At 62.9% G+C, this 12804-nt stretch carries 11 protein-coding genes; 8 read left to right on the top strand and 3 right to left on the bottom strand.

Annotated elements, in window-relative coordinates:
* Window positions 1-27 precede the first annotated feature (27 nt).
* From moaB to MU848_RS08685, 3 genes are read right to left on the bottom strand one after another with little or no spacing between them, the layout of a single operon-like run.
* Window positions 28-555, bottom strand: a complete 528-nt coding sequence (gene moaB / locus MU848_RS08695; protein WP_097091495.1) for a molybdenum cofactor biosynthesis protein B — start codon at window positions 553-555, stop codon at window positions 28-30.
* Window positions 555-2342, bottom strand: coding sequence for a lytic transglycosylase domain-containing protein (locus MU848_RS08690; RefSeq protein ID WP_247231206.1), 1788 nt, complete (start codon window positions 2340-2342; stop codon window positions 555-557). The genes moaB and MU848_RS08690 overlap by 1 nt, the downstream gene beginning before the upstream one ends.
* On the bottom strand, window positions 2339-3058 hold the full coding sequence (locus MU848_RS08685) for a uracil-DNA glycosylase family protein (protein WP_247231205.1): 720 nt from the start codon (window positions 3056-3058) through the stop codon (window positions 2339-2341). Before MU848_RS08685 ends, MU848_RS08690 begins: the two co-directional genes overlap by 4 nt.
* 129 nt (window positions 3059-3187) lie before the next feature.
* Here MU848_RS08685 and MU848_RS08680 point away from each other — a divergent pair, with 129 nt between their 5' ends.
* Genes MU848_RS08680 through MU848_RS08645 form a run of 8 tightly spaced genes read left to right on the top strand, consistent with a single transcriptional unit; the run spans window position 3188 to window position 12790 of the window.
* Entirely contained in the window at window positions 3188-4840 is a 1653-nt protein-coding gene (locus tag MU848_RS08680; RefSeq protein ID WP_247231204.1) for an electron transfer flavoprotein-ubiquinone oxidoreductase, read from the top strand.
* Between the two features lie 16 nt (window positions 4841-4856).
* On the top strand, window positions 4857-6488 hold the full coding sequence (locus MU848_RS08675) for a tetratricopeptide repeat protein (RefSeq protein WP_247231203.1): 1632 nt from the start codon (window positions 4857-4859) through the stop codon (window positions 6486-6488).
* A complete protein-coding gene (locus MU848_RS08670; protein WP_247231202.1) occupies window positions 6475-7344 on the top strand; it encodes a 4-(cytidine 5'-diphospho)-2-C-methyl-D-erythritol kinase in 870 nt (289 codons plus the stop codon). The genes MU848_RS08675 and MU848_RS08670 overlap by 14 nt, the downstream gene beginning before the upstream one ends.
* A complete protein-coding gene (locus tag MU848_RS08665; RefSeq protein ID WP_247231201.1) occupies window positions 7341-8057 on the top strand; it encodes an N-formylglutamate amidohydrolase in 717 nt (238 codons plus the stop codon). The genes MU848_RS08670 and MU848_RS08665 overlap by 4 nt, the downstream gene beginning before the upstream one ends.
* A 45-nt stretch (window positions 8058-8102) precedes the next feature.
* Window positions 8103-9824, top strand: a complete 1722-nt coding sequence (gene ilvD, locus MU848_RS08660; RefSeq protein WP_201513845.1) for a dihydroxy-acid dehydratase — start codon at window positions 8103-8105, stop codon at window positions 9822-9824.
* A complete protein-coding gene (locus tag MU848_RS08655) occupies window positions 9805-10191 on the top strand; it encodes a hypothetical protein (RefSeq protein ID WP_247231200.1) in 387 nt (128 codons plus the stop codon). The genes ilvD and MU848_RS08655 overlap by 20 nt, the downstream gene beginning before the upstream one ends.
* Window positions 10188-11579 (top strand): NAD(P)H-hydrate dehydratase, encoded by a 1392-nt coding sequence (locus MU848_RS08650; RefSeq protein WP_236574940.1) that lies wholly within the window; start codon window positions 10188-10190, stop codon window positions 11577-11579. Before MU848_RS08655 ends, MU848_RS08650 begins: the two co-directional genes overlap by 4 nt.
* Window positions 11576-12790, top strand: coding sequence for a class I SAM-dependent RNA methyltransferase (locus MU848_RS08645; RefSeq protein WP_247231199.1), 1215 nt, complete (start codon window positions 11576-11578; stop codon window positions 12788-12790). The genes MU848_RS08650 and MU848_RS08645 overlap by 4 nt, the downstream gene beginning before the upstream one ends.
* Window positions 12791-12804 lie beyond the last annotated feature (14 nt).

Here is a 12804-nt window from a genome sequence, read left to right as displayed (position 1 = left end):
AGAACATGATGGCAAGGGTGAGGGAATTCAGCGCTCCATCAGGCGGGGCATCAGTTCGACGAAGTTACAGGGACGGAATCTGCTGTCGAGCTGGCTGGAGAGGATGCCGTCCCAGGCATCTTTCACCGCGCCGGTAGAACCCGGCAGCGCGAAGATATAGGTGCCGCGCGAGACACAGGCGGTGGCGCGTGACTGTATCGTCGACGTCCCGATCGTCTGGTAGCTGAGCCAGCGGAACAGCTCGCCGAAACCGGGGATTTCCTTGTCCTGGACCTGGGCGACCGCTTCGGGTGTCACGTCTCGACCCGTGACGCCGGTTCCGCCAGTGGTGATGATGCAATCGACTTGGGGATCGTCTATCCAGCTGTGGAGACGCGCGACGATGGCGGCTCGATCATCCTTTTCGATATGCCGCGCAGCCAGAATGTGGCCCGCCGCCTTGATCCGGTCGACCAGAGTGTCGCCGGACCGGTCTTCCGCAAGGCCCCTGCTGTCTGACACGGTAAGGACGGCAATTCGCACCGGCAGAAATGACCGGCTTTCATCGATCGGCATCAGTCAGAGCCGCCCGCGATACTGGGTGCGGAGAGCGTGTTGTTCTGGCTCATCCGGACCATGCGCGTCCCCTTGGCGGTGGGGAAGGTCGGCCACATGCCCTGTGCCATGCCGGTCAGGCAATCCGCGCTTCCCTTCGCCTGGATCTGGTACATCCAGTAGTTCCGCATGACGATGTTCACATAAGCGCGGGTTTCATAATAAGGCAGCGACTCCATGAACAGCAGAGGGTCGCCATTGTCCTTGACCTCGCTGTTCCACCGCTGAACAGGCAGCGGGCCCGCATTATAAGCAGCCATGACCTTTGGCAGAAGTCCGCCCGTAGCACTCATGTTGCGGAGATTTTCGAGGTAGCGTTGGCCATATTCCATGTTGGTCGACGGCACGAACAATTGGGCTGCGGAAGCAAGGCCCATGTCACTGCCGGTGCCAGGCAGGACCTGCATCAGCCCGCGTGCTCCTGCACTGCTGACGACATCGCTGCGGAAGCCTGATTCCTGAAGTGTGTGAGCGTAGATCAGCGCTGGATCGACACGCCAGCCGCCGTCGGGACGCCAATCCGGCGTTGGGAATCGAGCGAAGCTGTCGGGCTGTTTGCCCGCCGGGCCGTTATGGGCGAGCCATAGCTGGGTGGCAGGAAGGCTGAGGGCATTGGCGAGCTTCAGCAGGGCGTCATATTGAGCAGCGCCGCCCAACCGGGCCTGATGCCGGATGAACTGGTCAGCCTTCGCAAGCTGACCGATTGACGTGAGAGCAATCGCAGCGCGGACATTCGGGCTGTCCTTCAGCTGTTGCCAATCAGCTGATCCGAAGCGCGGAGCGGTCCTGCCGCCACCCAGCGGCAGGCCAAGCGTTTCGCGGGCGAGCAAGCCGTAGAATGTTTCGCCGGATCGCGCGGCGGTCTTGAGGAGATCCTCGACCTTTTCTGCCTGGCCACAGGCCATGTAGGCGCGCGACGCCCAATAGGCGCCAGCCGCGCGCATGTCGGCATTACCAGCGAGTGCAGCGACATTGGCAAAGGCAGGCGCCGCCGCAGCGCAGTCATGCTGACGCCATGATGCAAGGCCGAGCGTCCAGTGCGCCTGCACCATCCAGTCGCCGCCCGCACGGGTTTCAAGGGCGCGGTTGGCCATGCGCCGCGCGTCAGCATCGTTATTCTCGATATAGTAGGACCATGCGACGCGCTGGCGTACTTCGGTCAGGCCTTCGGGCGTCAGGCCGATTTCTCCAGACGCGAGCAGCGTTTCCGCTCCCACAGGATCGTCATTCTTGATGAAGGGCGTGATCTGACCAACCAGCGCCTGGGCAAGCAGGTCGGTCTTTGTCGTCGCGACATATTCCCGGCGCGGCGCTGAACCCAGCCAGACCATCTTCTGGACCTGGGGGAGCGTCGGCAGGATCGTCGCGCCCCGCTTCTGCGCGAGCCGCGAAAGTTGATCCGCGTTGGGAAGCCAGGCCGCCTTGTTCACCAGGTCGAGCACGTCGAACAGCTCAACGCGCGGCGAGTCCTTGGCTACATAAAGGTCGGAAAGCGCGACTGAGCGCATGGGGTCCTGAGGGTCCAGAGCCAGGATCAACGCTTTCGCATCAGCCCAGCGCTGATCCGACAGCGCCGAATAGATGGCGGAGTAACGGGTCTTGTCGCTGTCGTCGACTGACAGGGCTGGGTTGAACCCTGATCTGAAGCCAGCCGCTGCCGGCGCATTGTCCGCTTTGGCGGGCATGGCCGCGGCGGCACTGATGGCGGCCAGTGCCAGGCAAGATGATCGGGTGAGCGCGCGAATCACTGATGCATATCCTCGACCAGGCGTTGCAATGTGCGCCAACATTCCGCTTTCGCCGCGGGCTGCCCCAGCAGGAGCCGCGGATGGAAAGTGGCTGAAGCAGGCACAGTGCCGCCATCATGGTTAAAAAAGTGTAAACTTTCCATTCCCTGCCTGTCTTGTACGGGAAGGAAGGTGCGGATCGTCCGGTCGCCCAGAAGCAGCAGCCTGCCGGGAAGCACGAGCGAAACATGGGTGCGCATGCGGTCGGCGGCTGCATTGAGGTCGGCCGCCTCCACCATGCCGCCGGGCGGGCGGGCGCAGAAGAGGGAGGCGATATAGACGCTCTCCCGGGACAGGCCGACAGCAGACAGCATCGCGTCGAACAAGCGTCCGGCGCGATCGGCAAGTAATGTGCCTGCATCCATGTCGGCTGGATCAGGCATGTCGGTGATCACCATCAGCGGCGATCCAGCTTGCCCTCCCGGCAATATGGGTGTGCCTGGCCAGCGGCGTTCCGGCTGCGCCGAATCCTGGGCGAGCCAATCGGTGAACTCTTGAAGCGAGCCTGGCTTCTTCACCGTGGCCGGAGATGAAGGGGGTGGCGCCAGCGGAACGGCCGGTGACGGACGCAGCCAATTCACCGGTTCTTCCGCCGTCGCGCAATCCACGCCCGCCATGTTCCACCACGCCAGATAGGCGCTGGCGGCATCGGCCAGATCTTCCGTCATTCCCCGCATCGATCTTCTAGGGCCAGAGGTTGACGCCGGGGTCAAGAATCTTCATCGGCAACCGGTGGTAAATCGTTTGAGTAACGCGGCGGCCGGACAGGAGAGGCAAACCATCCGGCTCGTCCCGATGGAGGGATTATGAGCGAACGGGAATCGATGCCCTATGACATCGTCATCGTCGGCGGGGGGCCGGCGGGGCTGTCCGCGGCGATCAGGCTGAAGCAACTGGCCAACGACGCTGGCCAGGAACTGGCGGTGTGCGTTCTGGAAAAAGGCTCGGAGATCGGCGCTCATATTCTGTCGGGCGCGGTCATAGATCCCCGTGCTCTTGATGAGCTGATCCCCGAATGGCGCGACATGGGCTGCTCGCTGGCGGAAACGCCGGTGCGGGACAACCAGCACTGGTTCCTGACGAAGCGCGGCAAATTGCCGGTGCCGCATATTTCGACGCCGCGCTGGATGCACAACAAAGGGACCTATACAGGTTCGCTCGGCAATCTGTGCCGCTGGCTGGCCGAGCAGGCCGAAGGATTGGGCGTCGAGATATTCCCCGGATTCGCCGCTGCCGAGATCCTCTACAATGAGGATGGCAGCGTGAAGGGCGTCGCGACCGGTGACATGGGCATCGATCGCGAGGGCAATCGAAAGGGCGATTATCAGCCAGGGCTGGAACTGCACGCCAAATATACCTTCTTCGCTGAAGGCGCGCGCGGCCACCTGACCAAGATCCTCAAGCGCCAGTTCGAACTGGACAAGGATTGCGAGCCGCAGGTCTACGGCCTGGGCATGAAGGAATTGTGGGATATCGATCCCGCCAAGCACAAGCCGGGCCTGGTGATCCATACCCAGGGTTGGCCGCTGACGGACGCCTATGGAGGCGGGTTCCTCTACCATCAGGCCAATGGGCAGGTTGCTCTAGGCTTCGTCGTGGGCCTCGGATACCGCAACCCCTATCTCTATCCGTTCGAGGAGTTCCAGCGCTGGAAGCAGCATCCGGCGATCCGCGAATATCTGGAAGGTGGCCGCCGCGTTTCCTATGGCGCTCGCGCGATCAACGAGGGTGGCTGGCAGTCGGTGCCCAAGCTCGTCTTCCCCGGCGGTGCGCTGATCGGCTGCTCCGCAGGCTTCGTCAACGTGCCGCGCATCAAGGGCACGCACACGGCGATGAAGTCGGGCATGCTGGCGGCGGAGGCGGCTTTCGAGGCAATCCAGAACGAACGCTCCCGCGATGTGCTGCACGACTATGATGACCGCCTGCGCTCCAGTTGGGTTGCGGACGAATTGAAGCTGGTCAAGAATGCGGAGCCGCTGCTGGCGAAGTTCGGCAATACGATCGGTACGCTGCTGGCGGGCGTCGATATGTGGATGCGCACGCTGAAGATCGGCTTGCCCTTCACGATGAAGCACAAGCCGGACAATGAAAAGATCTGGCCCAAGGAAATCGGTCACAAGATCGATTATCCCAAGCCTGACGGGGTGATCAGCTTCGATCGACTGTCCTCTGTGTTCCTGTCGAACACCAATCATGAGGAAGATCAGCCGGTTCACCTGCAGCTGAAGGACCCGTCGATCCCGATCGCATACAACCTGCCGCTTTATGACGAGCCCGCGCAGCGTTATTGCCCGGCAGGCGTCTATGAGGTGGTCGGTTTGGAAGAGGGCAATCCCCGGTTCCAGATCAACGCCCAGAACTGCGTCCACTGCAAGACGTGCGACATCAAGGACCCGACGCAGAACATCAACTGGGTCGTGCCCGAAGGCGGCGGGGGGCCGAACTATCCCAATATGTAGGCGCCTGCTCTGCGCAATGTCACTGCCGATGCTGCTGGCCTTACCCGCTGGCGCATCGGTGGATCGGTCGAGCGCGCTGCATGCCTATGCCCGCGGCCGACTGGCCGACAGTTATGGTGAGGCGAACGTCGCGCTCAGCAACTATCGGGACGCGCTGGCGGGAGACGCGAGCAGTTTGGCAGTGGCGCGGCGGTCCTACCTGCATGGCCTGATCAGCGGGGACATGGCGCTGGCGCTTCAGTCGGCAAGGTTGCTGGACAGCCGGGGGGTGCTGCCGCGTGACGGGACGCTTCTGTTCCTGGGCGACGCGCTTGTGCGCAGGGACTGGAAGACGGCGAGGCAAGTTGCGGACCGTGTAGCGGCAGAAGGGAATTTCGGCTTTCTTGCGCCGATAATCCGCAGCTGGATATCGATCGGGGAAGGTCGAGCGGTGCCGCCGGAGATTGATCCGGCAGATCGCTACGCGTCCCTGGGGCGGCGCTACATCGACGAGCATATCGCGCTTCAGGCGCTTGCGCGGGGAGATGCTGCCGCGGCTGGCCCAGCGATAAACCGCGCGTTGGCGTTGCGAACGGTAGAGCTAGGCGAGATGCGGCTGACCTTTGCGGCGCAACTGGCCAGCCGAAAGGCGAGAGCCGAGGCGTTGGCCCTGCTTCCTGAAGGGAAAGCCGACTATGTTCTGGCCCGGCAGGATATTGCGCATGGTCGGAGCGGAGGCGAAATCGGGCGAGCGCTGAGCCCCGCACAGGGTTTTGGCCGCCTTCTTGCCCGTTTGGCTTCGGACATTTCATCGGACGAAAGCACGCGGATGCTGGCGATCAGGCTCGCGCGCATCGGGAGCTTCGCTAATCCAGCTGGAGCGGATGGCAGGCTGGTGCTGGGGCAGTTGCTGACCGATGCAGGACATGGGCAGCAGGCTGTTTCGGAATTGAACAAGGTTGTGGAAAGCGGCTGGTTCGGGACTCTCAGGCAGACGGCTCTGGTCAATGCCTGGGCTGCATCGGACGACAGCAGCGCTGCGATATCGCTGGCGCGCGGATTGGCTCAAGCTCCGGGCGCCGACGTGGAACGTCTGGTGCGGCTTGGGCAGTTGCTGGCCCGCGAGAAGGATTTTGGCGGCGCGGCGGACGCGTTTCATTCTGCCGAAACACGCTATGCTGCGGATAATGTGCCTTGGGCATTGCTGCTGATGCGGGGGAGCGCCCTTGAGCAGGCGGGACGTTGGGAAGAAGCACGTGCGGTGCTGGAGCGGGCGGCGAAGATCGCACCGAATGAACCGGCTGTGCTGAATTACCTCGGCTATGCACAGGTCGAGCGGCGGCAAAATGTTCCAGCGGCGCTGGAGCTTCTCAAGAAAGCCAGTGCGCTCAAGCCTGACGACGCGTCGATAACGGATTCTCTGGGATGGGCGCATTTCGTGACAGGAAATGTCGAAGCTGCGGTGCCGGTGCTTGAGCGCGCTGCTGAGGGCGCCCCTGCCGACGTGACGATCAACGAGCATCTGGGCGATGCGCTCTGGGCCATCGGTCGGCGCTTCGAAGCGCGCTATGCCTGGAGGGCTGCGGCGGTGTTCGCTGAAGGAGACGTCGCGGCGCGGCTTGATGCGAAAACCAAAATGGGGATGAGGCCGGAATATGCCGCTCCTTGACGCCGCGACATTGACCGAAACTGCCTATGCCAAGGTGAACCTGGCCCTGCATGTGCGGGAACGGCGGGCCGACGGCTATCATGCGCTCGAAAGTCTGTTCGTCTTCGCGACGGATGGCGATCGGCTGAGCGGATGCCTGGACGTTGGCAACGAGATCAGCCTGACGCTGGATGGCCCTTTTGGAGCGGCCCTGGGCGCTGGTGCGGACAATCTCGTCGTGAATGCGGCGAAGAAGTTGCAGGAGCATCTTGGCGAGAAGCGGGGCGCGCGGTTGAAGCTGACGAAAAATCTGCCGGTGGCTTCAGGCATCGGTGGGGGATCGGCTGACGCGGCGGCGGCGCTGCGACTGCTCAATCGCTTGTGGGATGCTCGATTGCCCCGTGCCGAGCTGGAGCGGATCGGCCTGGAACTGGGTTCCGATGTGCCTGCCTGTGTCAGCAGTGTCACGCAGATGGTCAGGGGGCGGGGCGAGGTGCTTGAACCGTGCCACATTGACGGTTTGAGTGGGATTCCGATGCTGCTCGTCAATCCCGGCGTCGGCGTATCGACGGCCAGCGTGTTTAGCCGGTGGGACAGGGTTGATAGAGGTCCTTTGACAGCGTCAACGCTGGAGGACCTCATCGTGGATGCCCGCAACGACCTGGAAGAGGCAGCGATCGGGGCCGCGCCGGTCATTGCTGATGTGATTGCCCTTTTGCGGGAGCAGCCGGGGGTGCGCCTGGCCCGCATGTCGGGATCAGGCGCGACCTGCTTCGCCCTTTTCGATACTTTGGACAGCCGAGCAGCGGCGGCGCGCCATATAGCGGCACGGCAACCGGGCTGGTGGTCATTGGAAACGGAGATCGGCGGGGCGTGAGCGAGGCTTTCACACAAATCGATGGCGGGCCGCTTGATGTGCTGATCATAGCGGATCATGCGTCCGCCCATGTGCCTGCCGACATTGATCTTGGCATCGATCCCGCCCTGCTCGGCAACCACATCGCGATAGACATCGGTGCGGCGGAGGTCAGTCGGATGCTGGCGGAGCAGTTGGGATGCACCGCGATATTGGGCGGTGTTTCCAGATTGGTGATCGACCTCAATCGCGAGGATGACGCACCCGGCCTGCTGCCGGTCATGAGCGACGGTCATCCGATCCCCGGCAACCGGCATGCCGATCTTTCCGACCGGATGATGCGCTTTCATCATCCCTATCATCATCAGATCGCCCGATTGCTCGACGGAATGACGTCGCCCTTCATTCTGTCGGTGCACAGTTTCACGCCGCAACTGGCGAGTGACCCGCAGGCAGAGCGGCCGTGGGACATAGGCGTGCTCTACAATGAAGATGATCGTGCCGCTCGCATCGCCATTCCCATGCTGGAGCGGGCGGGCCTGATGGTGGGCGACCAGTTGCCCTATTCGGGGCGGCTGCTGAACGCGACCATGAACCGTCACGCCGAAGCCAACGGTATCCCTTATCTCGGCATCGAAATGCGGCAGGATCTGGTGACAAGCGGGGAGGGGCAAAGCCGCTTCGCCAGCATAATCGGGCCCATCGTGCTACAATGCCGCAATAGCCTTGCGTGACTCGTCCCTTTTTGGAAAGGAGGCGCCGCAAGAAGGGTAGGTTTTATGTCTCATACGTTCGACAAGTCGAAACTGCCGAGCCGCCATGTCTCGGTTGGTCCGGAGCGCGCTCCGCATCGTAGCTATTATTACGCGATGGGCCTGACCGAAGAAGAGATTGCCCGTCCTTTCGTAGGTATCGCCTCGGCTGGCAACGACAGCGCGCCGTGCAACACGACGCTCGACATGCAGGCGGATTTTTGCCGTCAGGGTGTAAATGAGGCAGGCGGCATGCCGCGCCGGTTCAACACCATCACCGTCACTGACGGCATTGCGATGGGCCATCAGGGCATGAAAAGCTCGCTGGCGAGCCGTGAAGTGATCGCGGATTCGGTCGAGCTTTCGGTGCGTGGCCACTGCTATGACGCGCTCGTCACCTTCGCTGGATGCGACAAGTCGTTGCCCGGCATGATGATGGCGATGCTGCGCCTGAACGTGCCGTCGATCTTCGTCTATGGCGGGTCGATCCTGCCCGGCCGGTTCGAAAATCGCGACGTCACGGTTGTCGATGTATTCGAGGTCGTGGGCAAATATGCGGCGGGCGCTTGTCCGCTCAAGGATGTGATCGCGCTCGAAAAGGTCGCTTGCCCCGGACATGGTGCATGCGGCGGTCAGTACACCGCGAATACGATGGCATGCGTGGGCGAAGCGATCGGCCTTTCGCTCCCCAACAGCAATATGGCGCCTGCTCCTTACAAGAGCCGTGAGGAGGTCGCCGTTGCCGCTGGCCGTCAGGTCATGGAACTGCTGGCGAAGAATATCCGTCCGCGCGATATCTGCACCCGCGAAGCGTTCGAGAATGCGGCGCGCATCGTCGCGGCGACTGGCGGATCGACCAACGGCGCGCTGCACTTGCCCGCCATGGCGAATGAATGCGGCATCGATTTCGACCTGTTCGACGTGGCGCAAATCTTCAAGTCGACGCCTTACATCGCTGACCTCAAGCCCGGCGGCAAATATGTCGCCAAGGATATGTATGAGGCAGGCGGTGTCTACATGCTGATGAAGACCCTGTTCGACAACGGGCTGCTGCATGGTGACTGCATGACCGTCACCGGCAAGACGATCGCCGAGAATATCGATGAAGTCAGCTGGAACCCGGACCAGAAGGTCATCTATGACGTCAAGTCGCCGATCACCCCCACGGGCGGCGTCGTGGGCCTGAAGGGCTCACTGGCCCCCAATGGTGCGATCGTGAAGGTGGCGGGCATGCATCGCCTCCAGTTTGAAGGCCCGGCGCGGGTTTTCGATTGTGAGGAAGACGCCTTCGCAGCAGTCGAAGCGCGGGACATCGCCGAAGGTTCGGTCATCATCATCCGCTATGAAGGGCCAAAGGGTGGCCCCGGCATGCGCGAGATGCTGTCGACCACGGCCGCGCTCTATGGTCAGGGCATGGGCGAGAAGGTGGCATTGATCACGGACGGCCGCTTCTCTGGCGCCACGCGTGGCTTCTGCATCGGGCATGTCGGGCCGGAGGCTGCGGAAGGTGGTCCGATCGCGCTGGTAGAGAATGGCGACATCATCGCCATCGACGCGGAAGCTGGCACGATCGACCTCAAGGTTTCCGAATCCGTCCTCGCCGAGAGGCAGAAGAACTGGAAGCCGCGCCAGAATGATTATCAGTCAGGCGCTCTCTGGCGCTATGCGCAGAATGTGGGACCGGCTTACAAGGGGGCAGTGACGCACCCGGGAGCGAAGACCGAAACCCATGTCTATGCGGATATCTGAACAGATTGCCGGGGCGGGGCTTATGTGCCTCGCCCTGGCCGCGTGTGACCAAGGCGGAGACAAGGCTGCTCACCCATTTGAAGGCTCGTCAGCCGCCCGCCAGGCGGTTGCCGATTGCGCAACCGGTGCTGGCGCGAAATGGGAGCGATCCTGTTCGGTCGAGCAGGATGGGCGGGTTTTGACGATCCGTCATCCCGACGGCGGATTTCGCCGGTTCCGGATGCTCGAAGACCAGCGGGGCGTCGCCTCAGCCGATGGCGCCGAACCGGCCAAGATCGCCATCGTTGGCGATGACCAGATCGAAGTCAGCGCGGGGGACGATCGTTACCGGTTACCTGCCACTATTTCCCGAGCAGCAGCGCCTTGAGCGATCTGCCGATCCTGACCGCCGCGCAGATGCGGGAAGCCGAACAGGCGGCGATCGCCAGCGGCATAGCCGAATATGAGCTGATGGAGCGGGCGGGTGCGGCTGTTGCGGAGATAATCTGGCGTGCGGGGGGCAGGCGCGACCTTCTGCTACTGTGCGGTCCTGGCAATAATGGCGGTGACGGTTATGTGGTCGCTCGCTTGTTGAGGGCGCGCCGGGTGCCGGTGCGAGTGGCTGCCTTGGGAGAGAGTCGCACGGAGTCTGCCCGACGGGCGCGCTCGTCCTGGGGCGGTCCGGTAGAAACTCTGGAGGATGCAGCGCCCGCCACGCAGATTGTCGATGCCCTGTTCGGAACCGGCCTGTCGCGTGGGCTGGACAGCGCTGTTGCTGATAGATTGAGGTGCCTGACGGAACAGGCGGCCTTCAGCTATGCGGTCGACCTGCCGAGCAGTGTTGAGACCGATAGCGGGGCCTTGCTGTCGGCGGTTCCGCAATTTGGCGTCTGCATTGCTTTGGGCGCGCTGAAGCCTGCTCATGTTTTGCACCCTGCTGCCGGGAGCTTCAAGCGGCTGATCTGTGCCGACATCGGCGTCGCGGCGAGCGCACAGGCGCACCGTCTTGCTGCGCCTCATTTGGAAGCGCCGAGGGGTGCTGATCATAAATATAGCCGGGGTCTGGTTGCGGTGGTTGGCGGGAGCATGGCAGGGGCGGGGCTGCTCGCGGCCGAGGCGGCTGCGCGATCGGGTGCGGGAATGGTTCGCCTTCTGGGAGCAGTCGGTGAGCTTTCGGGATCGGATGCAATCGTTAGGGTGAAGGCGCTCCAAGCCGACTGCGTGGAGGCTGAATTAAGCGACGAGAGGCTGGCGACGGTGTTGGCCGGGCCTGGCCTTGGGCGAGATCAGAACGCCGTGGGCCGCTTAAGCGCCGTGTTGCGATGTGGACGGCCGTTGGTGCTGGATGCCGACGCTCTGACATTGCTGGGAAAGGGGGAGGTCGGGGACATTCCTCCTTCATCGATCCTGACGCCGCATGAAGGTGAATTCGTTCGGTTGTTTGGCGATTTGCCGGGCAGCAAGATCGATAGAACCCGTGAAGCAGCACGTCGATCTGCTGCGGTGGTTGTCCTCAAGGGTTCGGACACCGTCATCGGCGCCCCGGATGGACGCGTCACGGTCGCAACTGGCGCGTCCCCTTGGCTGTCGACGGCGGGGACCGGGGACGTTCTCGCAGGATTGGCGGCGGGGCGGCTGGCGGTCGTGGCCGACCCGTTTCGCGCGGCTTGCGAGGCGGTCTGGCTCCATGGAGAGGCGGCGCGGCGTGCGAGAGCCGCTTTTGTCGCCGATGATTTGATTGCGCAGCTGCCAGCGGCTATCGCCTCCCGCTTGTGACCGACATCGACAAAGATCTCATAATACGCATCGCCGCAAAGGGTGATGGCGTTACCGCCGATGGGCGGCATGTACCGCTGGCAGCGCCTGGAGACAGGGTCACGGCCGATGGCGGTTTAGTGGCGGGTCCCCATCATGCCGAAGCTCCATGCGTTCATTTCCCCGCCTGTGGCGGATGCGAGCTACAGCATGTGGACGAGGAGAGCTTGGGCGCGTTCGTGACCGCGCGTGTCACAGGCGCTCTGGCCGGACAGGGGGTGACGCTCCCGCCTCAATCGCTGTTGCCGCCTCACCTGTCGCCGCCGAAGACCCGGCGTCGCGCATCATTGCGTGCGGCTCGAGACGGGCGGCGGATCACCATCGGTTTTGCAGAGTCGGGCAGCCACAAGCTCATCGATCTTGCGATGTGCGAGATACTCGATCCCCGCCTCTTCGCTCTGGTCGAGCCGCTTCGGGCTTTGCTGCCGCTGGTTCTCGCTGACAAGCGCGCTGCACATGTCCGGATGTCCCTGATCGACCAAGGCGTCGACCTGCTGCTGGAGAATGTTGGCGTTTCCGGCCTCGCCGCGGACGAGGGTTTACGGGATTTCTCAGCGGCTCAAGGCCTCGCGCGATTGACGATCGATGAAGGTGATGGCCAGCAGACCCGCTGGGAGCCTGAGCCTGCGACCATGACATTCGGCGGCGTGCCGGTCGCCTTTCCTCCGTTCGCTTTTCTTCAAGCGACGCCGGATGGCGAAGCAGCGTTGTTGGAGGTTGTGCGCGAGGCATTGCCGCCGGGAGGCGCGGTGGCCGACCTGTTTAGCGGGCTGGGCACATTCGCTCTCGGAGTGGGCAAGGAGCGTCCGGTTTATGCCGCGGAGGGTGCGCGTGACTTGATGCTGTCGCTCAAGGTTGCGGCCAATCGCGCGCAGCGGCGAATGGTGGTTGATCATCGTGATTTGTTCAGGCGACCGCTTGTGCCTGAAGAGCTGAACCGGTTCGCGGCGGTGATCATCGATCCGCCGCGCGCAGGTGCGCGGGAGCAGGTGATGCAGTTGGCGGCGTCGGTCGTGCCGGTGATCGCTTATGTTTCGTGCAATCCGGCGAGCTTCGCGCGGGATGCTGCGCATCTTGTGGCGAGCGGCTATGTTCTGGACAAGGTGAAGCCGGTCGGCCAATTTCGATGGTCGACCCATGTCGAACTGGCAGCTGTTTTCCGCCGCCCATAAAATGAACCCTCGCC

Origin of the sequence: Sphingobium agri, assembly GCF_023051225.1 — a bacterium.
In the GTDB taxonomy this organism is placed as follows: Bacteria; Pseudomonadota; Alphaproteobacteria; order Sphingomonadales; family Sphingomonadaceae; genus Sphingobium; species Sphingobium agri.
This window is presented reverse-complemented; position numbering and strand designations above follow the sequence as displayed.

Excerpts from the sequence above, each read along its gene's own strand:
- MU848_RS08670 (WP_247231202.1), top strand. The coding sequence starts at position 6,475 with ATGCCGCTCCTTGACGCCGCGACATTGACCGAAACTGCCTATGCCAAG.
- MU848_RS08655 (WP_247231200.1), top strand. The coding sequence starts at position 9,805 with ATGTCTATGCGGATATCTGAACAGATTGCCGGGGCGGGGCTTATGTGC.
- MU848_RS08680 (WP_247231204.1), top strand. The coding sequence starts at position 3,188 with ATGAGCGAACGGGAATCGATGCCCTATGACATCGTCATCGTCGGCGGG.
- moaB (WP_097091495.1), bottom strand. The coding sequence starts at position 555 with ATGCCGATCGATGAAAGCCGGTCATTTCTGCCGGTGCGAATTGCCGTC.
- ilvD (WP_201513845.1), top strand. The coding sequence starts at position 8,103 with ATGTCTCATACGTTCGACAAGTCGAAACTGCCGAGCCGCCATGTCTCG.
- MU848_RS08675 (WP_247231203.1), top strand. The coding sequence starts at position 4,857 with ATGTCACTGCCGATGCTGCTGGCCTTACCCGCTGGCGCATCGGTGGAT.
- MU848_RS08685 (WP_247231205.1), bottom strand. The coding sequence starts at position 3,058 with ATGCGGGGAATGACGGAAGATCTGGCCGATGCCGCCAGCGCCTATCTG.